23 protein-coding genes and 1 pseudogene are annotated in these 22,448 nt (G+C 70.1%); 14 read left to right on the top strand and 10 right to left on the bottom strand.

The genetic code is table 11. The features are described from left to right. Positions 1 to 4 precede the first annotated feature (4 nt). Together EVJ50_RS06430 and EVJ50_RS06435 are read left to right on the top strand one after the other, a co-directional pair. Positions 5 to 1,672, top strand: a complete 1,668-nt coding sequence (locus tag EVJ50_RS06430) for an NAD(P)H-hydrate dehydratase (RefSeq protein WP_225323122.1) — start codon at positions 5 to 7, stop codon at positions 1,670 to 1,672. Positions 1,673 to 1,805: 133 nt separating this feature from the next. Beyond that, complete coding sequence (locus tag EVJ50_RS06435) at positions 1,806 to 2,735, top strand: RNA polymerase sigma factor, RpoD/SigA family (protein ID WP_150883036.1); 930 nt, start codon at positions 1,806 to 1,808, stop codon at positions 2,733 to 2,735. Positions 2,736 to 2,812: 77 nt separating this feature from the next. Here the strand turns inward: EVJ50_RS06435 and pdhA are convergent, their stop codons facing one another. Continuing rightward, positions 2,813 to 3,913: a pyruvate dehydrogenase (acetyl-transferring) E1 component subunit alpha gene (pdhA, locus tag EVJ50_RS06440; RefSeq protein ID WP_150884904.1), complete on the bottom strand. Its 1,101-nt coding sequence runs from the start codon at positions 3,911 to 3,913 to the stop codon at positions 2,813 to 2,815. A 114-nt stretch (positions 3,914 to 4,027) separates the two neighbouring features. Here pdhA and EVJ50_RS06445 point away from each other — a divergent pair, with 114 nt between their 5' ends. The 6 genes from EVJ50_RS06445 (at position 4,028) to EVJ50_RS06470 (ending at position 11,033) form a co-directional block, all read left to right on the top strand. Beyond that, positions 4,028 to 6,109, top strand: coding sequence for an ARC6/PARC6 family protein (locus EVJ50_RS06445; protein WP_150883037.1), 2,082 nt, complete (start codon positions 4,028 to 4,030; stop codon positions 6,107 to 6,109). Positions 6,110 to 6,201: 92 nt separating this feature from the next. Continuing rightward, positions 6,202 to 7,692: a signal recognition particle protein gene (gene ffh, locus EVJ50_RS06450; RefSeq protein ID WP_150883038.1), complete on the top strand. Its 1,491-nt coding sequence runs from the start codon at positions 6,202 to 6,204 to the stop codon at positions 7,690 to 7,692. 212 nt (positions 7,693 to 7,904) lie between these two features. Next, a complete protein-coding gene (gene rpsP, locus EVJ50_RS06455) occupies positions 7,905 to 8,294 on the top strand; it encodes a 30S ribosomal protein S16 (RefSeq protein ID WP_150883039.1) in 390 nt (129 codons plus the stop codon). A 5-nt stretch (positions 8,295 to 8,299) separates the two neighbouring features. Next, positions 8,300 to 9,322 (top strand): PhoH family protein, encoded by a 1,023-nt coding sequence (locus EVJ50_RS06460; RefSeq protein ID WP_150883040.1) that lies wholly within the window; start codon positions 8,300 to 8,302, stop codon positions 9,320 to 9,322. A gap of 23 nt (positions 9,323 to 9,345) precedes the next feature. Continuing rightward, positions 9,346 to 10,083, top strand: coding sequence for a Bax inhibitor-1 family protein (locus EVJ50_RS06465; RefSeq protein WP_150883041.1), 738 nt, complete (start codon positions 9,346 to 9,348; stop codon positions 10,081 to 10,083). 98 nt (positions 10,084 to 10,181) lie between these two features. Next, positions 10,182 to 11,033, top strand: coding sequence for a glycosyltransferase (locus tag EVJ50_RS06470; RefSeq protein WP_150883042.1), 852 nt, complete (start codon positions 10,182 to 10,184; stop codon positions 11,031 to 11,033). On the opposite strand, the gene EVJ50_RS06475 is transcribed toward EVJ50_RS06470, so the two are convergent. From EVJ50_RS06475 to EVJ50_RS06485, 3 genes are read right to left on the bottom strand one after another with little or no spacing between them, the layout of a single operon-like run. Beyond that, positions 10,994 to 11,800, bottom strand: coding sequence for a glycosyltransferase (locus EVJ50_RS06475; protein WP_191964893.1), 807 nt, complete (start codon positions 11,798 to 11,800; stop codon positions 10,994 to 10,996). The genes EVJ50_RS06470 and EVJ50_RS06475 overlap by 40 nt on opposite strands. Continuing rightward, positions 11,794 to 12,642, bottom strand: a complete 849-nt coding sequence (locus EVJ50_RS06480) for a sulfotransferase (protein ID WP_150883044.1) — start codon at positions 12,640 to 12,642, stop codon at positions 11,794 to 11,796. The genes EVJ50_RS06475 and EVJ50_RS06480 overlap by 7 nt, the downstream gene beginning before the upstream one ends. Next, the gene (locus EVJ50_RS06485; RefSeq protein ID WP_150883045.1) at positions 12,639 to 13,154 is read right to left on the bottom strand and encodes a hypothetical protein; all 516 of its coding nucleotides are present in this window, start codon (positions 13,152 to 13,154) and stop codon (positions 12,639 to 12,641) included. Before EVJ50_RS06485 ends, EVJ50_RS06480 begins: the two co-directional genes overlap by 4 nt. Before the next feature lie 49 nt (positions 13,155 to 13,203). Between EVJ50_RS06485 and era the strand changes: the two genes are divergently transcribed. The 5 genes and pseudogenes from era to larB all read left to right on the top strand — a co-directional run bounded on the left by era (position 13,204) and on the right by larB (position 17,171). Continuing rightward, positions 13,204 to 14,109 carry a GTPase Era gene (gene era, locus EVJ50_RS06490; protein ID WP_150883046.1) on the top strand — a complete coding sequence of 302 codons (906 nt, stop codon included), beginning with the start codon at positions 13,204 to 13,206 and terminating at the stop codon, positions 14,107 to 14,109. Between the two features lie 28 nt (positions 14,110 to 14,137). Beyond that, a complete protein-coding gene (locus EVJ50_RS06495; RefSeq protein WP_150883047.1) occupies positions 14,138 to 14,677 on the top strand; it encodes a phycobiliprotein lyase in 540 nt (179 codons plus the stop codon). A gap of 10 nt (positions 14,678 to 14,687) precedes the next feature. Next, positions 14,688 to 15,904: pseudogene (gene trmD, locus EVJ50_RS14980) on the top strand (tRNA (guanosine(37)-N1)-methyltransferase TrmD). A gap of 101 nt (positions 15,905 to 16,005) precedes the next feature. Then, positions 16,006 to 16,443, top strand: coding sequence for a TIGR03792 family protein (locus tag EVJ50_RS06510; protein WP_150883048.1), 438 nt, complete (start codon positions 16,006 to 16,008; stop codon positions 16,441 to 16,443). Further along, positions 16,440 to 17,171, top strand: coding sequence for a nickel pincer cofactor biosynthesis protein LarB (larB, locus tag EVJ50_RS06515; protein WP_150883049.1), 732 nt, complete (start codon positions 16,440 to 16,442; stop codon positions 17,169 to 17,171). The genes EVJ50_RS06510 and larB overlap by 4 nt, the downstream gene beginning before the upstream one ends. Positions 17,172 to 17,173: 2 nt before the next feature. Here larB and EVJ50_RS06520 read toward each other — a convergent pair whose 3' ends face one another. The 5 genes from EVJ50_RS06520 to EVJ50_RS06540 form a co-directional block, all read right to left on the bottom strand. Further along, positions 17,174 to 17,371: a hypothetical protein gene (locus tag EVJ50_RS06520; RefSeq protein WP_150883050.1), complete on the bottom strand. Its 198-nt coding sequence runs from the start codon at positions 17,369 to 17,371 to the stop codon at positions 17,174 to 17,176. Between the two features lie 105 nt (positions 17,372 to 17,476). Continuing rightward, entirely contained in the window at positions 17,477 to 18,337 is an 861-nt protein-coding gene (locus EVJ50_RS06525; RefSeq protein ID WP_150884905.1) for a DUF1517 domain-containing protein, read from the bottom strand. Between the two features lie 123 nt (positions 18,338 to 18,460). Beyond that, positions 18,461 to 18,694, bottom strand: coding sequence for a sulfur carrier protein ThiS (gene thiS / locus EVJ50_RS06530; RefSeq protein ID WP_150883051.1), 234 nt, complete (start codon positions 18,692 to 18,694; stop codon positions 18,461 to 18,463). Positions 18,695 to 18,698: 4 nt separating this feature from the next. Beyond that, positions 18,699 to 19,796, bottom strand: a complete 1,098-nt coding sequence (locus EVJ50_RS06535; protein WP_150883052.1) for a thiamine phosphate synthase — start codon at positions 19,794 to 19,796, stop codon at positions 18,699 to 18,701. Between the two features lie 158 nt (positions 19,797 to 19,954). After that, on the bottom strand, positions 19,955 to 20,908 hold the full coding sequence (locus EVJ50_RS06540) for a bifunctional riboflavin kinase/FAD synthetase (protein ID WP_150883053.1): 954 nt from the start codon (positions 20,906 to 20,908) through the stop codon (positions 19,955 to 19,957). Between the two features lie 104 nt (positions 20,909 to 21,012). Between EVJ50_RS06540 and EVJ50_RS06545 the strand changes: the two genes are divergently transcribed. Further along, positions 21,013 to 21,579 carry a DUF3611 family protein gene (locus tag EVJ50_RS06545; protein WP_150884906.1) on the top strand — a complete coding sequence of 189 codons (567 nt, stop codon included), beginning with the start codon at positions 21,013 to 21,015 and terminating at the stop codon, positions 21,577 to 21,579. A 4-nt stretch (positions 21,580 to 21,583) separates the two neighbouring features. Here EVJ50_RS06545 and surE read toward each other — a convergent pair whose 3' ends face one another. Beyond that, on the bottom strand, positions 21,584 to 22,405 hold the full coding sequence (surE, locus tag EVJ50_RS06550) for a 5'/3'-nucleotidase SurE (RefSeq protein WP_150884907.1): 822 nt from the start codon (positions 22,403 to 22,405) through the stop codon (positions 21,584 to 21,586). Positions 22,406 to 22,448 lie beyond the last annotated feature (43 nt).

Below are 22,448 nucleotides of genomic sequence, written 5' to 3' on the forward strand. Positions count from 1 at the left end.
CATCATGCTGGCCCTCTGCCTGGCTCGGATGGAGCGCGACGCGACTGCCGGCCCGCGAGACCGGGGCGGGTCGCCGGCGGCCTGGCCGGAGCGGGATGCCGCCCACCTGCTCGTCAGCGGCAGGCAGATGCAGGAGCTGGAGGCGCAGCTGTTCGAGACGGGCCTGCCGGTGGCCGCCCTGATGGAGAAGGCGGCCCTGGCCATGGTTCGCACCCTTCTCGCCCTCGGGCGTGAACCGGCGGCCGGCAATGGCGTGGATTTCGGCCGGGGGGTGCTGGTGCTGGCCGGACCGGGCCACAACGGCGGGGACGGCCTGGTGGTGGCACGGGAGCTGGCGCAGGCGGGAATCGCAACGCGGATCTGGGCCCCCTTCCAACGGCGCAAACCCCTCTGCGAGGACCACTGGCGCCATGCCAGCTGGCTCGGCCTGCCGCAGCTGAAGCAGCCCCCCGATCCCGCCGATCCCGCCCTCTGGGTCGACGCCCTGTTCGGGGTGGGCCAGCAGCGCCCACTCCCCGAAGCCCTGCAGGAGCTGTTCGCGCGGCGGCACCGCTGCCGTCCGGGGCGCGTCGTGGCGCTGGATGTGCCCTCCGGGCTCTGCTCCGACAGGGGCACGCCCCTCGGCGATTCCGCCTGCCGCGCCGCGCTCACCCTGACCATCGGGCTCTGCAAGCGGGGCCTGATCCAGGATCCGGCGCTGGCCTGGGTGGGCCGGCTGGAGCGGATCGATCTCGGGCTGCCGGCCAGGCTGCTGGCCTCCCTGCCGGCCGACACGCCGCTGGCGCTGAGCGGCGAGGACATCGGCGCTGGGCCCGGGCCCCACCCGCCCGCCGCGGCCTCCAAATACGAGCGGGGCCGGCTGATGGTGATCGCCGGCAGCGAGCGCTACCGGGGAGCGGCCGCCCTCGCCCTGCGCGGAGCCCTGGCCAGCGGCTGCGGCAGCCTCAGAGCCTGCCTGCCCCGAGCTCTCTGCGAGAGCCTCTGGCTCGGGATGCCGGAGGTGGTGCCCGAGATCGCCCTCAGCGGTGCGGCGGATGGAAGTCTCCAGCTGGAGCCGCTTCTGCCCCTGCTGGATGACGCAGGGGCCTGGGCCGGGCGACTGGATGCCCTGCTGATCGGTCCTGGGATCGGCCCGGCTCCGGCCGCCGGCGCAGCCGCGAGCGAGGGCATCTGGCAGGCGCTGCGCCGCTGGCCGCAGCTGCTCGTGCTGGATGCCGATGGCCTCAACCGGCTGGCCGCCCGAGGCGAGGCAGCGGCCTGGCTGTCCGGCCGGCACGGCCCAACATGGCTGACTCCCCATCCGGCCGAATTCGGGCGGCTGTTTCCGGAGCTGAGGGGCGCCGAGCCCCTGGAGGCGGCGGCCACCGCCGCCGGGAGCAGCGGTGCCGCAATCCTGCTCAAGGGGGCCCGGAGCGTGGTGGCCGCCCCCGATGGGCGCCGCTGGCAGCTGCGCCACGCCTCCGGCGCCGTGGCCCGGGCGGGACTCGGAGACGTGCTGGCGGGCTTCAGCGCCGGCATCGGCGCGCAGATGGAGACCGCCGATGCCGCCCACCTGGCCTGGGCGGCCCTGAGCCATGCCGAAGCGGGACGCCACTGCGCCGCGGCAGCCGGTGAGACGACGGCCTCGGCCGTGGCCGGCGCACTGGCCCGTCAGACCCGGCCGAAACACTGATTCGCATGGGTCTCAAGACGCAATTTTAGATGAACTATGTGTGCTTTTCCTTTCTCAATTCTGAAAGGTTCTTGAAAACACTCGCTGCTTCTCTGTCGGCGTAGCACAGTCAACCTCCACCTTCGCTGTGCCCATGACCGTCAGCGCGACACGCAACAGCGAGGCTCTCAGACGTCGGGGATCGGACCCCGTCAGCTGGTACCTCTCGAGCATCGGCCGGGTGCCCCTGCTCACGGCCGCTGAGGAGATTGAACTGGGCAATCAGGTGCAGACGATGATGCGTCTGCTGGAGGAGAACACCGAGGAGTCCCTCAGCCAGCACGACCGCAAGCTGGTTCGGATCGGCCGGCGCTCCAAGCAGCGCATGATCCAGGCCAACCTGAGGCTGGTCGTGAGCGTGGCGAAGAAATACCAGGGCAAGGGGCTGGAGCTGCTCGATCTGATTCAGGAGGGGTCTCTCGGTCTGGAGCGCGCCGTGGAGAAATTCGATCCCACGCGCGGCTACAAGTTCTCCACCTACGCCTTCTGGTGGATTCGCCAGAGCATGACCCGGGCCATCGCCTGTCAGAGCCGCACGATCCGGCTTCCGGTGCATCTCAGCGAACGACTCACCACCGTGCGCAAGGTGAGTCTCGATCTGGCCCACAAGCTCGGAGCCCTGCCCAGCAGGACGGAGATCGCCGAGGCCATGAACATTCCCCTCGACGAACTCGACGCGCTGCTGCGTCAGGCACTCACCACCAGCAGCCTCGACGCGCCGGTCAACGGCGACGAGGGCCGCAGCTTCCTCGGCGACCTGATCGCCGACAGCCGGCAGGAGGAACCCCTCGAGCAGGTCGAACGGGGCATGCATCAGGAGCAGCTCGGGCGCTGGCTCTCCCACCTGAGCGATCAGGAGCAGCAGGTGCTGCGGCTCCGCTTCGGCCTCGACGGCCAGGAGCGTCACACCCTGGCCGAAATCGGCCGGCTGCTGGAGGTCTCACGGGAGCGGGTGCGTCAGGTGGAGCTCAAATCGCTGCGGAAGTTGCGCAACCTGACCCGCCGCTGCTCGGTGATCCTCTGAAACCCGGGGATTACTCCCCAGGCGGGAGTGACGATGCGTCGCGAGAGGATCAGGTTCACCTGCCCCCCGCGACGAACTCAGTCAGCCCAGATGTAACGGGTGAGTTCCTCGGCCGGAGGCTCATCCGCCGCCAGCGCGAAACTCACCGCATCGGTGATCTCGGCATCGATCTCCTTCTCGATCGCCCGCAGCTCCCCGGCCGCGACCAGGCCCTGGCTGGTGAGATCCCGCTCGAGTGCCTGGATGGGATCGCGCCGGGCCCAGAACTGCTTCTCCTCCTCACGGCGGAGTTCGTCGGGGTCGGCCAGTGAATGGCCGCGGAAGCGGTAGGTAAGACATTCCAGCAGCGTGGGTCCTTCACCGGCCCGGGCACGCTCCACCGCCCGTTCGGCGGCGGCACGCACGGCGAGGACATCCATCCCATCAACCTCCTCACCGGCGAGGCCGAAGGGGGCAGCCTTGCGCCAGATCTCCGGATCGCTGGTGGCCCGGTCGTGCGCCATGCCGATGGCCCACTTGTTGTTTTCCACCACGAACACGATGGGCAGTTTCCAGAGCGCCGCCATGTTCAGGCACTCATAGAACTGACCGTTGTTGCAGGTGCCATCGCCGAAGAAGGCCGCCGTGACGGCATCGCTGTCGGCTTCGCCGAGGGCGTCGCGGCGGTAGCGGCTGGTGAAGGCCGCACCGAGGGCCACCGGAATGCCCTCGCCGATGAAGGCATAGCCACCGAGCAGGTGGTGCTCGTGTGAGAACAGGTGCATCGAGCCGCCGCGGCCCTTGCTGCAGCCGGTCGCCTTGCCGAAGAGCTCACTCATCACTTCACGGGCCGGCACACCGGCGCTCAGGGCATGCACGTGGTCGCGATAGGTGCTGCAGAACCAGTCGTGCTGGCTGCGCATCGCCTTGATCACGCCGGTGCTGACGGCTTCCTGACCGTTGTAGAGATGCACGAAGCCGAACATCTTGCCCCGGTAGTACATCTCGGCGCACTTGTCCTCGAAGCGGCGCCCCAGGGTCATGTCGCGGAAGAGCATCAGCCCCTGGTCGCGATCGATGGAGGCGCGACTGCTCACCGCCAGACCATCGAGTCGTTCGGCATGGGCACCCACGGCCGATGCACTGCTGGTTGCCTCGAGGGCGGATCCGGGGGGATGACCGGCGACCTCCTGGGCCATATCAGGAACGCGCATGTGGCGTGACTTTAGGGGTTGCCGCCTGTCGGGGCCTGTTCGCAAAGGCTCTGCCGGACGGGGCCACCATGCGTAAAGTCCCGCCATCGCCGGCGTGGATTGGAGCTCCCGATCGATCATTTCCGCCTTCTGGGTGTGGCGCCATCGGCCGACCCGGAGACGGTGCTGCGGGCCCTGGAACGGCGCCTCGACCAGAGCCCGGCCGGCGACTTCAGCGACGAGATCCTCGACATGCGCGCCGCCCTGCTGCGGGGCAGCGCCGAGCGCCTGGCCGATCCGGAGCAGCGACTGACCTATGAATCCGAACTGACCAGCCTCCAGGACCGGCATCCCGATGGTGTGGCCGGGCTGGAGATCGCCTCGTCGCTGGATCTCGGTGGACTGCTGCTCCTGCATGAGGCCGGTCTGGATGCCGAGGCGTTCGAAGCGGCCAGCCGGGCGCTGCAGCCGCCGCGGGCTCCCGCTCTCGGCAGCACCCGGGAGAGCGACCTCGGCCTGCTGGCGGCACTGTCCTGCCGGGCCGCGGCGAAGGAGGAACAGGAGGCACGGCGCTTCGAGGCCTCGGCCCACCTGCTCCGTCGCGGTAGCCAGCTGCTCCAGCGCACGGGCCAGTGGCCGCAGCAGCGGCGTCAGATCGATGCGCAGCTCGAGGAGCTGCTGCCCTTCCGGGTGCTCGATCTGGTCAGCCGCGATCTGTCCAACCGCAGCGAACGGCAGGAGGGCCTGGCGCTGCTGCGCGATCTGGTGCAGCGGCGGGGCGGCCTGGAGGGCAGCCGGGACGCGGCGGGCATGGATCAGGACGTCTTTCAGGCGTTCTTCAAGCAGATCCGCTGCTACCTCACCGTGCAGGAGCAGCTGGACCTGTTCCTGAGCTGGGAGCAGAACGGGTCCTCGACGGCGGCGTTTCTGGGCAGCTATACCCTGATCGCCAGCGGCTACGCCCAGCGCAAACCCGATCGGCTCAGCTCAGCCCATGGCCGCCTGCGGGCCACGGCCGCGGAGGGGCTGGAACCCGTGCTGGCCTGCCTGGAGCTGCTGCTCGGGGATGTGGAGAGCGCCGAGGCCAGCTTCGGCCTCTGCAGCACACCGGCGATTCAGGACTGGATCAGCCAGAAGGCGGATGACCCCCTCGCGGTGCTCTGTGAATACTGCTGCGAGTGGCTGAACCGGGAGGTGCTGGCCGGCTACCGGGACATCGAGGTGGTGGCGGATCTCGAGGCCTGGTTCAGCGACCGGGATGTGCAGGCCTACATCGAGTCGCGCGATCCGGCGCCCGCCCCGGCAACGGGCTTCGCGCCGATCGAAACGGACTGGCCGGGCTCGGATTCCCTGGCTGCCGGCCCCAGCGATGAGGCGTCGAGCGATGACTCTGAAGCCCCTGCAGAGTCCCCGGCACCGACCAGCCCCCTGACCCCACCGTGGCGGGCAGCGTGGCTGCAGCGCCTGCGGAACCGTGATCTGCTGCAGCCGAAGCCGGCTCTTGCCGTGCTGCTGGGGCTGCTGGCCGCCCTGGCCGCCATCACCTGGTGGGCCAGCCGCCCCCGGCCGGCACTCCTGCCGGCCGATGGCCAGAAACCAGCAGTCGGCAACGAGACCGCGCCGGAAGAGCAGCCGCAGAGTGCCGATGCGAACGGGGCAGCCACCTCTACCGGACCGGAAGCCACCACACCGGCAGCCGGCGCCACCGCCACGGCCCCCCCGGCGGACGACGGCGAGGAAAGCGACGACACCACAGAACCGCCATCCACCGCTGAGGCTCCAGCCCCATCGAGCGCCCCCCGGCCACCACTCACCGACGATGCCCCGTCCACCGACCAGTTACAGGAGCTTCTCGGTGGTTGGCTCGATGCCAAGGCCGCTGTGCTCAGCGGCCGGGAGAACGGCTCGGTTCTCGCCGAGGTGGCCAGGCCGGCGCTGCAGCAGCGGGTGCTGAAGGAGCGCAGGGAGGACGAAAGCGTCGGCCGGAGCCAGGAGATTGAGGCGGCGATCAGCGGCTTGGAGGTGAGCAGCCGCGCACCGGGACGCATCGAGGTGTCCGCAACCGTTCGCTATCAGGACCGGGTGCTCGGCGCCGATGGGCGCCTGATCGAGGAGACGGCGCCGACCGATCTCAGAGTCACGTACATCCTCGGCCGGGACGGCCAGCGGTGGCGGCTGCACGAGTACATCAGCGGCCGCTGAAGCCGGCGTCGGGCAGATCCGATCCAGCCCGCTCCTAGCATCACGGGCCATGGGAGCCGCTGCAGGTGCGGGCTCCGCCCGGTTGACCGCTGATGTTCGACGAACTCTCCCAACGCTTTGAAGATGCCGTCAAGGGTCTGCGGGGGCAGGACCGGATCACCGAGACCAACGTGGAGGGGGCGCTGAAGCAGGTGCGCCGGGCGCTGCTGGACGCGGATGTCAGCCTGCCGGTGGTGAAGCGCTTCGTGGAGGAGGTGCGGCAGAAGGCGGTGGGCACCGAGGTGGTGCGTGGCGTCAGTCCCGACCAGACCTTCATCCAGGTGGTGCATCAGCAGCTGGTGGAGGTGATGGGTGGCGACAACGCGCCTCTGGCCCACTCCGGAACGCCGCCCACGGTGGTGCTGATGGCGGGCCTGCAGGGGGCCGGCAAGACCACCGCCACCGCCAAGCTCGGCCTCCACCTCAAGGACCAGGGGCGCAGGGCACTGATGGTGGCCGCCGACGTGTACCGCCCCGCGGCGATCGATCAGCTCCACACCCTCGGTGAGCAGATCGGGGTGGAGGTGTTCAGCCTCGGGCCCGACGCCAGACCGGAGGCGATCGCCGAGGCGGGCCTGGCCCGGGCCCGGGCTGAAGGCTTCGACACCGTGCTGGTGGACACGGCCGGTCGCCTGCAGATCGACGAGGGGATGATGCAGGAGATGGTGCGGATCCGCACCGCTGTGCAGCCCGATGAAGTGCTGCTGGTTGTGGACTCGATGATCGGCCAGGAGGCCGCCGATCTCACACGCGCCTTTCACGACCAGGTGGGCATCACCGGTGCCGTGCTCACCAAGCTGGATGGCGATTCACGGGGGGGAGCAGCCCTCTCGATCCGCGAGATCAGCGGGCAGCCGATCAAGTTCATCGGCACCGGCGAGAAGGTGGAGGCGCTGCAACCGTTCCATCCGGAGCGGATGGCGAGCCGCATCCTCGGCATGGGCGATGTGCTGACCCTGGTGGAGCGGGCTCAGAAGGAGGTGGAGCTCGCCGACGTGGAGAAGATGCAGAAAAAACTGCAGGAAGCATCGTTCGATTTCAACGACTTCCTGCAGCAGATGCGTCTGATCAAGCGCATGGGATCCCTGGGCGGCCTGATGAAGATGATCCCGGGCATGAACAAGATCGACTCGGGCATGCTCGAACAGGGCGAGCAGCAGCTCCGGCGCATCGAGGCGATGATCGGCTCGATGACGGTGGTGGAGCGCAACCAGCCCGAGCTTCTGGCCGCCCAGCCGTCCCGTCGCCGCCGGATCGCATCCGGCAGCGGCCACACCCCGGCCGAGGTGGACAAGGTGCTGGAGGACTTCCAGAAGATGCGCGGGATGATGCGTCAGATGACCAACGGTGGGGGCTTCCCGGGCATGGGCGGTGGTTTCCCTGGAATGGGTGGCGGCATGCCCGGCCTGGGCGGAGGATTCCCCGGCCTGGGCGGCGGCATGCCCGGTGCACCGGCGATGGGGGCGATGGGCCGCGGCGGCAAGGGAGCTCCTCCCCGCCGGCAGCGTCCGTTCAAGAAGAAGAAGGGATTCGGCGACCTGTGAACGCCGCCACCGCGAGGGACCCCTTCGTTCCGGATCGCGGCGGCCACCCGGACGGTACGATCGTCGTTTGTTCCATGAGGGCTCCGCTCGTCCCTGAGTCAGAGACGATCTGAGAGCGTCCAGTGGGTGCCGCAGGGCCAGTGCTCGCGTGCCGCCCTCATCGGCATGGCGACTCACCTTCCCAACAGCATCCTCATCCCACCAACCCAGTCATGATCAAGCTCCGCCTGAAGCGGTTCGGCAAGAAACGGGAGGCGAGTTTCCGCCTCGTCGCCTGCAACAGCACCTCACGCCGCGACGGCAGGCCTCTTCAGGAGCTCGGCTTCTACAACCCCCGCACCAAGGAGACCCGCCTCGATGCCGAGGCCCTGCGCGAGCGGCTGAACCAGGGAGCCCAACCCACCGACGCCGTGCGCACGCTGCTGGAGAAAGGCGGTCTGCTGGAGAAGACCGTGCGGCCGGCCGAACGCATCGGCAAGGCCAAGCAGGCGGCCGAGCGCGACAAGGCGGCCAAAGCCGCTGCCGCTGAAAAAGCCAGCGCGGCCAAGGAAGCGGAAGCCGCCGCCGCGGCTGACAGCAGCGATGGCGACGCCGATTCCTGACGTCCATGGCTGAAGCCACCAGCACCGGTCGCTTCAGCCTCGATCTGCACGATCCCCAGGCCGCCCTGGCCCTCTCCGGGCCGGCCGAGGCCAATCTCCGCCAGATCCAGGCCCTGACGGGCGCCTCCTGCGTGCTGAGAGGTCTGGAGCTCGTGGTCAACGGCCGGCCGGCTCAGATCGAACGGGCGGCTGCAGTTGTGGAGCTTGTCCGTCCCCTCTGGAGCGAGGGCCAGGACGTCACGGAGGTGGACCTGCGCACGGCCCTCACCGCCCTGGACACCGGGCGCCGTGATGACCATGCCGGCATGAACCGCCAGGTGCTGGCCCGCAGCCAGCGCGGCACCCTGCTCCGGCCCCGCACCCTGCGCCAGAAGGCCTACGTGGAGGCGATGCAGGAGCACGACCTCACCTTCGCCGTGGGTCCGGCCGGCACGGGCAAAACCTTCCTGGCCACGGTGCTGGCCGTTCGGATGCTGAACGACCGGGCGGTGGAGCGCCTGATCCTCACACGCCCCGCCGTGGAGGCCGGGGAACGGCTCGGCTTTCTGCCCGGTGACCTGCAGCAGAAGGTGGATCCCTACCTGCGGCCGCTCTACGACGCCCTCCACAGCCTGATGGGTGCCGAAAAAACCACCGCTCTGCTCGAGAAGGGGGTGATCGAGGTGGCCCCGCTGGCCTACATGCGCGGGCGCACTCTCTCCCACGCCTTCGTGATCCTGGACGAAGCCCAGAACACCACATCCGCCCAGATGCGCATGGTGCTCACCCGCCTCGGCGAGGGCTCGCGCATGGTGGTCACCGGCGACGTGACCCAGGTGGACCTGCCTCCGGGGCAGACGAGCGGCCTGGTGGAGGCGGCCTCGGTGCTGGACGGGGTGGACGGGGTGGCCGTCTGCCGGCTCACCTCGGCCGATGTGGTGCGCCACCCGCTTGTGCAGCGGGTCGTGGATGCCTATGCCGCCCGCGACCGCAGCCGTGCGGGCATGGGGAGATCCGCACCTGTCTCCCGCCGATCCCTGCCAGGATGATTGGCACTCGTCTTCTGGGGCAGATGCCAGCCAGCAGCAACTTTCAGCAAGCGATCCGCGAGGCGCAGTCGAGCGCCCTGGTGGGTCCCAACGTCGTCAACAAGGCCCTTCCCTACGTGGGAGGCGGCATGGTGCTCACCGCCGCCGGTGTGATCGGTGGCCTGAGCCTGATCGGCAGCGGCAGCCCCCTGTTCATGCCCCTGTTCTGGGTGGCACTGATCGGCAACTTCATCCTCTTCTTCGTGGCCCAGAACGTGGCCATGAAGGGCAACAACGGCACCGCCCTCCCTCTGCTCTCGGCCTACAGCCTGATCACGGGCTTCACCCTCAGCGGACTGGTGGCCTACGCCATCGGCGTGGCGGGCATCGGGGCCATCGGCACCGCGGCTCTGGCCACCGGCCTGACCTTCGTGGTGGCCTCCTTCGCCGGGCGCCGGATGAGCGACAGCGTCGGTCAGTCCCTCTCGGCCGTGGTGGGCCTGGGTCTGATCGGCCTGATCATCGCCATGGTGGTGCAGCTGATCGGCAGTTTCTTCGCACCGGGGATGTTCGGCGGCAACGGCTTCGAGCTGATGATCGCCGGCTTCGGCACCGTGCTGTTTGTGGGTGCGGCCTTCGTGGACTTCTACACGATGCCGCGCACCTACAGCGATGAGCAGTACCTGGCCGGTGCGCTGGGCATGTATCTCACCTACATCAATCTGTTCATCTTCATCCTGCGCCTGATCATCGCCATTCAGGGCGGCGGACGGCGAGACTGAACCCGCTTCCAGAGAATCCTCACCAGGCACCCTTCGCGGGGTGCCTTTTTCTTTGGGCGGAACGCACCGGGGAGCCCAGAGAGCCTCCGACTTGCGCCATGCACATCGTCGTTGCCACCTCGATCTACCGGCAGCCGCTGTGGATGGTGCAGCAGGCCATCGCCAGCGTGCGCGCCCAGACCCATCAGGATCTGAGCCTGATCCTGCGCATCGATGGTCCCGGCGCCTGCGGAGAGGATCTGGGCCGCTGGCTGCAGGACGAGGCCGCCCGGGACCGGAGGCTGACGGTCCTCGTCGGCCGCCGCAACCTCGGCAATTTCGGGTCCCTCAACCGGATGCTCCGCCAGGCCGAAGCGGAAGCCTTCGCTCAGCTCGATGGAGACGACGTCCTGGATCCGCAGGCCCTGGCGCTCTGCGCCGAGGCGCTCCGGGAGCATCCGTCCTGCAGCTTCGTCTACTCACGCTATGAGGAGATCGATCAGAAGGGAGCCCTGATCGGCCAGGGCGACCGCAGCCTCACGCCCTATTCGCCGCTCGCCAGCCTGGTGCAGTTCATCCCGTTCCACCTGCGGCTGGTGCGGATGTCGTCCTACCGGGCCATCGGTGGCTACAGAGCGGAATTTCCCTACGCGGGTGATTACGACCTCAGCCTGAGACTGGCCGAGATCGGGGATGTGGCCCATCTGCCGCGGACGCTCTATCGGCACCGCCTCCACACCGCCAGCGCCTCAAGCGTGGATCGGCAGCGCACCGTGGCCGAGGCCTACGCGGTGGCCCGGGAGGCGCTGTACCGCAGGGGCTGGGCCGATCGCTTCAGGCTGCAACTGAATTTCGACGGCAGGGTCTCCCTGCATCCCCAGTCCGATGGGCCGCCGGATCCCACGGGAGCGGCATCGGATCCCTACCGCCTCTACCGGGTGGGTCCCTGGGCCATGGCCCCATCGCCGTAGCGCCCGTAGGCGGACAGATCCAGCCAGGTGCGGCAGTCGGGCAGGGTGATCGAGGCACTGAACTCCTGGCGGGCGACCCCCAGCTGAAGCCCGTGTTTCGCCGAGAGAACACGATGCAGCTCCGCCAGCCTGGCGGGCTGGTCATAGAGCCGTCGCACCATCGATCCGGGCCGGGTCCGGTAAGCGAAGCAGAGCTCCGGCAGATGGTGCAGGACCCCGCCACGGCGCAGGATGCCGAGCCAGAGGTCCCAATCCTCCAGGGCGGTCAGCGACTCGTCGTAGCCGCCGCACCGCTCCCACCACTCACGCCGGATCAGCGCACAGGCATCGATCCGATTCATGCTGCAGAGCTCCGGCAGCGTCAGCGCCCCGATCCGGCGCACACCGTTGTCGATGCCGAAGTCCTGGCGGTCGCCGTAGACCCCGGCCAGTTCGGGATGCTCGAGCAGGAGCGGCACACCGCTGCGCAGATAGGGCGCCAGCAGACGGTTGTCGTCATCCAGGGGCAGCAGGATGGGGGCACGCGCCGCCCGGATGCCGGCATTGCGGGCCGAGGAAAGCCCGCGGTTGGGCTGATGCAGCACCGCGATTCCCTCGGCGGCGATTCCATCCAGCAGGGCCAGGCTGGCCGGATCGGTGGAGCCGTCGTCCACCACAACGATCTCAAGCGAACCACAGCTGAGGAGATGCTGCTGATCCCGAACACTCGCCAGGGCCTCCAGGATCAGCTCAGAGGGATTGAAGGTGGCGATGATCACGCTCAGCACGGGAGCGTCCGGCCCGGGGGAGGCCCGATGGCCGGGGGGCTCGCCGCGGCCGGCGAGGCGAGGCTGGGCCGATCGGCCAGGGCCTCCAGGTCGGCGTGCAGCGCCTCGGCGTCGGGAGCGCAGCTCCGGTACAGGCCCCGCAGATGGGATGTGGGGGACGTGCAGGCCAGCCGGCCAACGCGCAGCAGGGAGCGGTAGGACCCTGCCGATGGGGTCGGGAGCTGCGGCAGCAGCCTCCGGCTCAACCAGGCGGCTACACCATCGATGTCCGCCACCAGGCGCTGGGCACTGAGCAGCAGACACCGGTCCGGGTGGCGGCGCTTCAGGGCCAGCAGCGGGCGGTTGTAGTGCAACCAGATCGGGACGCACCAGGAGGGATGCTCCAGAAAGAGCGGTGGTCGCACCCGCTGCAGGGCATCCACCACATCACAGGGGTGGCGGTAGATCGCCAGCACCAGCGAATCGGGGCTGACGCGAAGCCAGAGATCGAGCAGCAGGCAGAAGCGGGGGTCCTTCACCGCCCAGGGAGAGGCATGCTGCTCAGCGAGGCGGTTCAGGCACCGCCGGGCTCCGTCGAGCCATTCCGGCGAGCAGGCTGAGGCGAGGACACCGGAGCGGGTCCAGCCCCAGTCGGGCCAGCCCTCCTCACCGGCCGGCACCAGCCGGCGCAGCAGGGAACGGTTGAAGGCCAGAACGCTCCGGTCTTCGAAGTAGCCGTCGGGGTTGCCGGCATCAGCGGGCGGGAAATCACCGCCCATCGCCAGATCGAGCCGGCTCAGCAGACGGGCCAGGAGCGACGTGCCGCTGCGGTGCATCCCCGTCACCAGCAGCGGCGCCGTCAACTGGGCACCCGGGCGATCGCCTCAACGATGGCGGCACGCTGGTCGGCGTCGTAGCCCCAGCGCTCCAGGAAGGCCACATCGCTGCCCTGACCATCCCGCGCGGCGGCCAGCAGGGTGGTGAGTCGCTCGCTCACCGCGGCGGAATCGAGAACCCGCAGCAGCTCGATGCAGCGCTCCTGCACCCGCAGTGAGCCCTCCTGCTGGCCCGGGTTGTTCCGGCGGCCGTGGTGCAGGGCCATCGCCGTGCACATGGCCAGATTGCGGGCGGTGAGGTCCACCACGGGCGGGCCCGCATCGCTGAGGCAGCGGGCGAGAGCCTCCGGCAGACGGTCCATCAGGGCGGACTCGCCGGAGAGGGCGACCACGAAGAAGCCGCGGGCCCCGTTGCGATGACTCACCAGGCCCGCCACCTGATCGGCCAGCACCTCATCGCTGATCTGCTCCTCGTCCCACAGCCGCAGCAGGCGGGCGCTGGTCTCCATCGCCTCCTCGAAGGTCGGTGCGGCATCCATGACGCGGGGTGCGGGCAACCCCCGTCATCATCGCTGCCAGGCTGGAGCCATGCCCCAGACGCACCGCTCCGGATTCGTGGCCCTGATCGGCCGGCCCAACGTGGGGAAATCAACCCTGCTCAACCGGCTGGTGGGCCGCAAGGTGGCGATCACCTCCGCCGTGGCCCAGACCACCCGCAACCGGCTGCGGGGGATCCTCACCACCGACACGGCCCAGCTGGTGCTGGTGGACACGCCCGGCATCCACAAGCCCCATCACCTGCTCGGCGAGCGGCTGGTGCAGAGCGCCCGCAACGCCATCGGGGACGTGGACGCCGTGCTGTTTCTGCTGGACGGGTCCCAGGCGCCGGGACGGGGAGACGGCTTCATCGCCGACCTGCTGACCCGCCAGCGGCAGCCGGTGTTCCTGGCCCTGAACAAGTGGGATCAGGTCACCGCGGCGCAGCGGCAGGACCGCCTGGAGGGGCACCGGAGCTGGCTGCACGAGGCGGGTGTGGACTGGCCCATCCATCCCTGCAGCGCGCTGGAGGGGGAGGGCTGTCCCGCTCTGCAGGAGGCCCTGACCGCCGCCATGCCTCCCGGGCCCCAGCTCTATCCCGCTGACACCGTGAGCGACCAGCCCGAGCGGCTGCTGCTGGCGGAACTGATCCGCGAGGAGGTGCTGCACCGCACCCGCGAGGAGGTGCCCCATTCGGTGGCCGTGCAGGTGGAGCGCGTGGTGCCGGATGGACCCCGCACCGCGGTGCTCGCCACCGTCCTGGTGGAGCGGACCAGCCAGAAGGGCATCCTGATCGGCAAGGGCGGCCGCATGCTGCGCGACATCGGCAGCGCCGCCCGGCGGCAGATGCAGAAACTGATCGATGGGCCGGTCTACCTGGAGCTGTTCGTCAAGGTGGTGCCCCACTGGCGCAGCCGTCCGGCCCGCCTGGCCGAGCTCGGCTACCGGGGCGATTGAATGAGGCGCCGGCGACCCGCCCCCTGCCATGTCCGACACCCCTTCAGCCTCCGCCACCGACGAGGCGGCCGGCACGGCGGACGAGCCGACCTTCCCGCCGGCGGATCTGGAGACCTTCCTCAGCCTCTGCGGCGGCCGCTGGCTCAGCCTGCGCAGCCGCTTCGTGCTCAGCGCGGCGGATGACGAGTGGCACAGCAGCGAGCGGGGTGAGCTGGAGATCACGGCCCTTCCGGCCGCCGAGCACGACGGCGTCAGCGGTCTCCGGGTGCAGGGGCCGGACGGCGGCAGCAGCTGGCTCTGGTTTCACCCCGATGGCGGGCTGGGCTGCCGCCGGCAGGGCGGGAGCGCCGATGGAGCCCCCGAGCCGGCCGGAGCCGGAAGCCGCTGGCAGTTCTGGCCCGATGGCAGCCTGGAGCTGCTGAGCGGCGCCGGCAGCGACGACGAGCGGCGCGAGCGCATCTGGTTCACCAAGCCGAATCTGCGCCTGCGCAGCACCACGGCCCAGCGGGCCGACGGCACCCCGGTTCAGGCCAGCTTCTGCTCGGAGATCCGCCGCCTGAGATCCTGACCGCCGCCCCATGCGCATCGATGTGGTGACCCTGGTGCCGGGCGTCTTCGACGCGCTGCGGCAACTCGGCGTGGTGGGGAGGGCCCTGGCGGCGGGGATCGCCGAGCTGCACACCCACAACCCGAGGGACCACGCCAGCGACCGCTACCGCAAGGTCGACGACATTCCCTACGGCGGCGGGGCGGGCATGGTGCTCAAGCCCGAGCCGGTGTTCGCGGCGATGGCGGCAATCCCGCAGTGTCCGAACCGGCGGGTGCTGCTGATGACCCCGCAGGGCAGACCCCTGCAGCAGGCCCACCTGCGGCGCTGGGCCGGGGACTGCGAGCAGCTGGTGCTGCTCTGCGGCCACTACGAAGGCTTCGACGAGCGCATCCGCAGCCTGGCCGATGAGGAGGTGTCGGTGGGGGACTACGTGCTGACCGGCGGGGAGCTGCCGGCCATGACCGTGATCAATGGCGTCGTTCGCCTGCTGCCCGGCACCGTGGGCAGCCCGGCCTCGCTGGAGGAGGAGAGCCACAGCGATCTGCTGCTGGAGCACCCCCATTACACCCGGCCGGCGGAGTTCCGGGGCATGGCGGTGCCCGATGTGCTGCGCAGCGGCGACCACGGCGCCGTGCAGCGCTGGCGCACCACCCAGCAGGAGCAGCGCACCGCGGCCCGTCGCCCCGACCTCCACCGCCGCTGGCTGGCCCGACGGGCCGGGGCGCCATCATCGGAAGCGTCCCCAGAGGGCGCCTGGAGCATGGGTCTGCGCATCGGCAACGGTTACGACATCCACCGCCTGACGGCGGGCCGGCCGCTGATCCTCGGTGGCGTGCAGCTCGAGCACCCGGACGGCCTGGGCCTGGATGGCCACAGCGACGCCGACGTGCTTGTGCATGCCGTGATGGATGCCCTGCTGGGAGCGCTCTCGCTGGGGGACATCGGGCTCCACTTCCCCCCGGGGATCCCCGCTGGCGCGGTGCCGACAGCCTGATGCTCCTGGAACAGGTGCTGGCTCTGGTGACGGAGCAGGGCTGGCGCGTGGTGAACATCGACTCGGTCGTGATCGCCGAGCGCCCGAAGCTCAAGCCCCACATCGAAGCCATGCGCGCCAATCTGGCGGCCCGGCTGAAGCTGGAGCCCTCCGCCGTGGGCGTGAAGGCCACCACCAACGAGCGGCTGGGAGCCGAAGGACGCGAGGAGGGCATCTCCGCCCACGCCGTGGCGCTGCTGGAGCGGTGCTGAGCCTGAACCCCATGCCTGGCTCTCCCCCTCGCCATGACCGTCTCCGGCCCGTTCGGCGGCGGCTTCTGCATAGCGTGCTCGCACTGGCTGCAGTGCTGCTGATGCTCGCGGGCCCCGATGCGCCCCCTCCCGCCCGGGCGGCGGAGGTCCAGGTGGTGGAACAGCTGAACCTGCGGGTTCCGGCCCGCTTCCGCGCCGTGTGGCTGGAAGCCGAAGCTGCCACATGGGAGCCCTGGCTGGCGGACCAGGAGGGCTTCCTGGGCCGGGATCTGCTCTGGGACCCGGAGCGTGAGGAAGGGGTGCTGCTGATCCGCTGGGCCAGCCGCAGCCAGTGGAAGGCGATCCCGGCGGAGGAGGTGGAGCAGGTGCAGCAGGAGTTCGAGCGCACGGTGCGGGCGATCCTGGCTCGTGACCCGGAGCCGGGGCCCGCGGCAGCCGGGACTGGGGACCAGGCTGTCCTGGACCTTGATCAGCCCTTCCCCCTGATCCGCGAGGGTGAGCTGCAGCCGCTGCGAACCACCCCGCCGCCGACCCGATGAGCGACGCGGCCACCCCGCCGGCCGACCGGCTGGCGCGGCTGGATCTGCAGCGGCGGCAGCGGCTGGGGATGGTGGAGGCGGTGTGGGGGGAGCACAAGAGCCCCCAGCAGATCGCCGAGGTGATCACGGGCCTGCGGCGCGCCGGCGAACTGGCTCTCGTCACCCGGGTGAGCACGGACAAGGAGGCGGCTGTGCGGACCTGCCTCGCCGCTGCGAACCAGGACATAACGGTGGAGGCGCTGCTGCATCCCTGGACCTACGAGCCCTGCGCCCGCCTGCTGATGGTCGGGCCGCCGCCACCCATCCCCGCCGGATCGGCCCGGGTGGGCGTGCTCTGTGCCGGCAGCAGCGATCTGCCCGTGGCCCTGGAGGCACAGCTCTGCCTGCGGGCCCACGGCATGGCCACCGAGCTGATCGCCGATGTGGGCGTGGCCGGGCTGCACCGGCTGCTGGCTCAACTGGAGCGGCTGCAGGAGTTCGCGGTGCTGATCGTCTGCGCCGGCATGGAGGGGGCATTGCCCACCGTTGTGGCGGGGCTGGTGCCCCAACCGGTGATCGGCGTTCCGGTGGCGGTGGGGTACGGCGTGAGCGCCGGAGGACGAACGGCCCTCGAGGGGATGCTGGCCAGCTGCGCGCCCGGGTTGTGTGTCGTCAACATCGACAACGGCTACGGAGCCGGGATGGCCGCCCTGCGACTGCTGAATGGGCGGCCCGGGCAGAAGGCCTGAGGTCAGGCACTGATCGCAGCGGGGGTATCAGCGGACAGGCGCTCGAGCTCCTCACCGTGGCTGGCGGACTCGAACCGGCTCAGACGCTCGACCAGGGCGCGGCGATCGAGCGGGCAGAGCTCACCGTTGTCCTGCCACTTCATGGCGAGGGTGTCGGTGAGATGGGTGCTCGGGTTGCCGGTCTGGGGAGCGGAACGCAACGGAACTGTGATGGCGGAGGCGTCAACGTACGCGGACGAACGTCTCGATCACGGCTGCTGGAGACGAAGAGTTTGTGAAGTCTTGCGGCCCTGCCGGGCAAGGCTTCAGAGATGCTGAAGATCCGGGTACGCCGTGACCAGATCATCGGCACTGAGCACGTCGCCGGCGCCATCGGGCTGCCAGATCACCTCAAGCGCCATCAGGTCGCTCGAGGAGATCGAACCGAGAACCCGGAGTGTCTCGGAGAGATCCTGGGCGGTGTCACTGCCCTTGAGGGTCATGCGGGAGCGGCAGGCCACCAGCAGCGTCACGACGATGAAGTCGCTGGTGCCATCGGCATCGCCCGCCTGGCCGGCGCTCGTGGGCACCAGCTTCCGCCCGGACACATTGCTGGTCACCTCGGCGTCGAGCTTGCTGCGCTCGGTCATCGAGAGGCGGTTGAAGGTGCTCTCGGCCGAGCTGAAGGGAACCTGGCCCGAATCGGCGCGGGCATAGACCCAGAGCTCGGGGTGGCGCAGCAGGGCCAGGCTGGTGTCCTGCAGCAGGCGCTGCAGGCCGCTGGAGCTGGAGGTGTCCGAGGAGGCGGCCAGCTGACGCAGGTCCTGCTGAAGCTCACGGGCGCTGGCCAGCAGACCGACCTGCACCTGAAGGATGCTGGCGGAGCTGGGCGTGGCGTTCAGAACCGGCCGTGAGCCCCCCTGACCGCCGCCGGCTCCACGGATGGCATTGACCAGAACGCCGGCAATGGCCATGAGGATCAGGAAGCCGAACAGGCCGCCGCCCCCGAAGCCGAAGATCGGGATGATGAAGGGGAAGCCGAAGCCGCCCCCGAAGCCACCGCTGCGGTAGCCGCCACCGGAGAAGGACCCGCCGCCGCTGCTGCGGGGCATGGAGGGGGCACGGAAGCTGCCGCCGCCGATGCGGCCGCCGCGGGCCGCCCAGCTCGGATCGGGTGTGGCCAGCATCAGGCCGCCCACGAGCAGCGGCACCAGCAGTAGGGACACGAGACGCCGGATCGACCGGGAACGAGCCCTGCCGGTGGGGGGGAAAACGGTCACTCCGTCACTGATTCACCTGCTGGAAGGACTCTAGGAACCCCCTCCAACGATGGTGACGACCTCGAGCACGTCGCCCTCGGCCAGCACGTGATCGCTCCAGCCGGGCCTGGGCAGGATGACACCGTTCACCTCCACCACCACCCCGTCGGGGTTGTAACCGGCGCCGCGCAGCAGAGCATCGAGCGAGCTGGAGGCGGCGCAGCGATGGGGTGCCCCGTTCAGCTGGATCTGCACGGTGGCGGGCTCACTGGGGGGTCGGCTCATGGGCTCAGGGGAGGGAGGAGACGGGGCCGGAGGCATCGAGACGTCGGAGCAGATCGGCCGTGGCGGCCGCCGGATCGCCGGCCTCGCTGATGGCCCGCACCACAGCGACGCGCCGGATGCCGTTCGAGAGAAGCGGGTCCAGGTTGCCGGCTTCCAGGCCTCCGATGGCGTACACGGGAATGGTGCTGAGGGCCGTGGCCTCGCGGACGTAGCCGGCACCCACGGGCGTTCGCCCCGGCTTGGTGGGGGTGGCATGCACCGGTCCGGCACCGACGTAATCACAGCCATCGGCGATGGCCTGGTGCAGCTGGGCGATGGCGTGCGTGCTCCGTCCGATCAGGCGATCGGGGCCCAGCAGCGCGCGGGCGGCCTGCACCGGCAGATCGCCCTGACCGAGATGCACCCCGTCGGCGTCCACCGCCAGGGCGAGATCAACGCGGTCGTTGACGATGAACAGAGCCCCATGACGCCGGCACAGCGCCGCCAGCTCGAGGGCCTCCTGCAGACGATCGCCGTCATCGCCGTCCTTGCAGCGGTACTGCACCAGCCGCAGGCCCGCGCTGAGCGCCGACTCCAGCCGGGTCGGCAGGTCCCGGCAGGGGCTGGTGACCCAGTACAGGGCGCACTCCTGCAGGCGCTGGCGCCGCCCCGGGTCCGCAGCGGGATCGGCGCTGCCGCCGCGCAGCACCGCGATCTCCAGGTCGTAGAGGCTGTAGCGGCAGTGGGCCGCCTCCCGGCTCAGGGCGGCATCACCGTGGCGCCCGAACTCCTCGAGCACCCGCAGGGCCTCCTGGACCCGGGCGCAGTTGGCACTCACCACGTCACGGGCCGTGTGGCGGGCGGCCTGGGCCGGATGGCCCATCCCCGCGGCCACATCCCCGCCGGTGTCGCGGGCGAGCCGATAGCGATCGGCATGGCAGCGGCCCAGCCGCTGGCGCAGATCCTTGAACCGCTCCACCAGATCGGCCCGCTCCAGCCCGAAGCGGCACCATTCCTCCACCACCCGCAGGCCCTCGCGGGCCCGGTCGAGATTCGCATCGATCAGCCGCAGGATGGCCCGCGACTCATCCGCGGCCTGGCCTGAGGCAGAGGGCATCGCCATCGGTACTCTGTGAGGGCAGCACGGCAGGCCACACCATGCAACAGGGTCGCACCGACAGCCCGATGCTGGTGCTGATCTGGGGAGTGCTGCTCCTGGGAGGCATCGGCCTGTTCATCGTCTGGGGCCTCACCCACGCCTACCCGACGACCGGCTGAGGCTCAGAGACCGGCGCTGAGGATCCGCTCGGCCGCCGCGGCATCGGCCCGGATCTGCTCGCCGAGCTCCTCCATCCCGCTGAAGCGGACCTGCTGCCGCAGCAGAGCCACCGGCTCCACCCGCAGGCTGCAGCCGGCCAGATCGATGCTGCGGCCCAGCAGGTGCACCTCCACCGCAGAGGGAGCCGTGGGATCCACGGTGGGCTGGGGGCCGAGATTCATCACACCCGGCAGTGGCCCCTCCGGCTCCGCGCCGCTCTCCAGCCAGACCCGCACCGCATACACACCCTGCATGGGCAGGCACTTGCGGCCATCGATCCTGAGGTTGGCGGTGGGCCAGCCGATGGTGCGGCCGAGGCCGCGCCCCGGGGTGACGCTGCCGCTGAAGCGGTAGGGCCGCTCCAGCAGACGGGCCGCAGCGGCCAGATCCCCGCAGGCCAGGGCCCGGCGGATGCGGCTGCTGCTGAGGCGCACATCGCCCTCCTGCTTCAGGGGCACCACCTCCACCGCGATGCCGAGATCGCGGCCCAGTTCGGCCAGGGTGCCGCTGTCGCCGGCCCGACCGCGGCCGAAGCGGAAGTTGGCCCCCACCGCCACACGCACCGCCCTGAGCTGCTCCTGCAGCACGCTGCGCACAAAAGCCTCCGGCGTCAGCCGGGACAGGGCCTCGGTGAAGGGCACGAGCACCAGTTGCCGCACCCCGAGGGGCTCCAGCAGCTCGAGCTTCTCGCTGGGGAGGTCCAGCCGCAGCCTCACCTCGCCCTGCAGCACCTCGCGGGGGTGGGGCCAGAAGCTGACCACGGTGGGCACGGCCTCCGCAGCGACCTCCCCGCGGCCCGGCCCGCCGGGGCAGATCGCCTCGATCACCGCACGGTGGCCGGCATGGAGGCCATCGAAGCTGCCCAGGGCCACAGCGGTGGGGCGCTGGGCCGCATCGGGGGAGCAGAGCGGAATCAAGACCGAGGGGAGAGAGGACGGAATGGAGCCGGCGGCAGGCCACGGGCCGGGCGGGCCGGACTGGCACCGTGGCAAGTTTGAAGCGCAGCAGCGCCCTGCCCTCGATGGCCGACCGCCTCGACCTGCAGATGATCTCAGCCGCCCTGAAGCGACTGAGCTGGATCCGGTTCTGGATTCAGCTGAGCCTCGGCGTGGTGGTGGTGGTGGTGCTGCTGTTCAACAACATCGGCGGTCGTCTGGCCACCAACACCGAACGGGCCCTGGGGCTCGGCCCGGGACTGTCGCTGACCACGCTGTCGTTCTTTGTGCTGCTGTTCAGCCTCTGGCAGGGCTGGCTGCTGGTGCGCTGCGGCCGTGCCCTCGCCAGCCAGGTCCGGCCCTCGCGCTCGGAGACGTCCCGCCTGATCAAACGGGGGCTGCTGGCGGATCTCGCGGGTCTGGTGCTGGCGGCGGTGGGGTACCAGTCGCTGGCCGGCAGCCTGTTCGTGCAGGCCTCGATGCAGGTGCCGGGGTTCTTCGGTGCCGGCGGCTCCCGCAGCATGGCCGGCTACCCGATCACGGCGATCGAGATGCTCTCGGTGCTGAGCAACACCCAGGTGCTGTTCGCCCATCTGATCGGGCTCTGCTTCAGCCTCTGGCTGCTGCAACGCATCCACCGGCCCACGGGCTGAGGGCTCAGGCTCCGGCCGGTCTGGACGGCACCGGGTCCGGCGCCAGGGGCGGCAGGGCGGCGAGCGGTCCCCGCCAGAACAGCTCCGGCTGCATCGGGGTGAGCGAGGGCCCGCCGGCCACGATCTGGGCCACGTCGCTCGGCCAGTGCTCCGGCCCCTCCCCCGACGACTCCAGATCCACGATCGCTTCCCCGGCCAGCCAGAAGTAGGTGCGGCCGCGGGGATCGACCCTTCGGCTGAACTGGTCCTCATAGCGCCGCACCGACGCCCGGCACCAGCGCAGGGGCTTCATCGCCTCCGCCGCCAGCGGCGGCACGTTCAGATTCAGCAGCAGCTGGTCCGGCCAGCCGCCGGCCAGGGTGGACTCGGCCACCTCCAGTGCGACCCGGGCCGCGGGCTCGAACTGGCGCCACTGAAAGCAGGCGCTGCTCACGGCCATCGACGGCACCCCCTCGAGGATCCCCTCCATCGCGGCGGCCACCGTGCCGGAGCAGAACACGTCGGTTCCGAGGTTGGGGCCGTGGTTGATGCCAGAGAGCACCAGCTGGGGGGGCTCCTCCAGCAGGTGAAAGAGGGCCAGCTTCACGCAGTCGGCCGGGGTGCCGCTGCAGGCCCAGGCCTCCACTCCGGCGGCGAACAGCGCATCAGCCCGCTCCGCCCGCAGCGGGGTGTGCAGCGTCAGGCCATGGCCGGTGGCGGAGCGCTCCTGGTCCGGGCAGACCACCGTGACCCGGTGACCACGGGCCGAGGCCGCCGCCGCCAGGGTGCGGATGCCGTCGGCGAAAATGCCGTCGTCGTTGCTGATCAGGATCCGGAGGGGTTCGATGGCCTGTTCCACAGCGGCGATGAGCGCGGCGACGCGCATGCGG

This window comes from Synechococcus sp. RSCCF101 (assembly GCF_008807075.1).
Classification (GTDB): Bacteria; Cyanobacteriota; Cyanobacteriia; order PCC-6307; family Cyanobiaceae; genus RSCCF101.

What these genes read in the sequence shown, in the direction of transcription:
- larB (WP_150883049.1), top strand. Translation starts at nt 16,440, where the DNA reads ATGAGCGACGCGGCCACCCCGCCGGCCGACCGGCTGGCGCGGCTGGAT.
- EVJ50_RS06470 (WP_150883042.1), top strand. Translation starts at nt 10,182, where the DNA reads ATGCACATCGTCGTTGCCACCTCGATCTACCGGCAGCCGCTGTGGATG.
- EVJ50_RS06430 (WP_225323122.1), top strand. Translation starts at nt 5, where the DNA reads ATGCTGGCCCTCTGCCTGGCTCGGATGGAGCGCGACGCGACTGCCGGC.
- ffh (WP_150883038.1), top strand. Translation starts at nt 6,202, where the DNA reads ATGTTCGACGAACTCTCCCAACGCTTTGAAGATGCCGTCAAGGGTCTG.
- EVJ50_RS06535 (WP_150883052.1), bottom strand. Translation starts at nt 19,796, where the DNA reads ATGGCGATGCCCTCTGCCTCAGGCCAGGCCGCGGATGAGTCGCGGGCC.
- rpsP (WP_150883039.1), top strand. Translation starts at nt 7,905, where the DNA reads ATGATCAAGCTCCGCCTGAAGCGGTTCGGCAAGAAACGGGAGGCGAGT.
- EVJ50_RS06525 (WP_150884905.1), bottom strand. Translation starts at nt 18,337, where the DNA reads ATGCTGGCCACACCCGATCCGAGCTGGGCGGCCCGCGGCGGCCGCATC.
- thiS (WP_150883051.1), bottom strand. Translation starts at nt 18,694, where the DNA reads ATGAGCCGACCCCCCAGTGAGCCCGCCACCGTGCAGATCCAGCTGAAC.
- EVJ50_RS06460 (WP_150883040.1), top strand. Translation starts at nt 8,300, where the DNA reads ATGGCTGAAGCCACCAGCACCGGTCGCTTCAGCCTCGATCTGCACGAT.
- EVJ50_RS06435 (WP_150883036.1), top strand. Translation starts at nt 1,806, where the DNA reads ATGACCGTCAGCGCGACACGCAACAGCGAGGCTCTCAGACGTCGGGGA.
- era (WP_150883046.1), top strand. Translation starts at nt 13,204, where the DNA reads ATGCCCCAGACGCACCGCTCCGGATTCGTGGCCCTGATCGGCCGGCCC.
- EVJ50_RS06485 (WP_150883045.1), bottom strand. Translation starts at nt 13,154, where the DNA reads ATGGATGCCGCACCGACCTTCGAGGAGGCGATGGAGACCAGCGCCCGC.
- EVJ50_RS06510 (WP_150883048.1), top strand. Translation starts at nt 16,006, where the DNA reads ATGCTCGCGGGCCCCGATGCGCCCCCTCCCGCCCGGGCGGCGGAGGTC.
- EVJ50_RS06495 (WP_150883047.1), top strand. Translation starts at nt 14,138, where the DNA reads ATGTCCGACACCCCTTCAGCCTCCGCCACCGACGAGGCGGCCGGCACG.
- EVJ50_RS06545 (WP_150884906.1), top strand. Translation starts at nt 21,013, where the DNA reads ATGGCCGACCGCCTCGACCTGCAGATGATCTCAGCCGCCCTGAAGCGA.
- pdhA (WP_150884904.1), bottom strand. Translation starts at nt 3,913, where the DNA reads ATGGCCCAGGAGGTCGCCGGTCATCCCCCCGGATCCGCCCTCGAGGCA.
- EVJ50_RS06465 (WP_150883041.1), top strand. Translation starts at nt 9,346, where the DNA reads ATGCCAGCCAGCAGCAACTTTCAGCAAGCGATCCGCGAGGCGCAGTCG.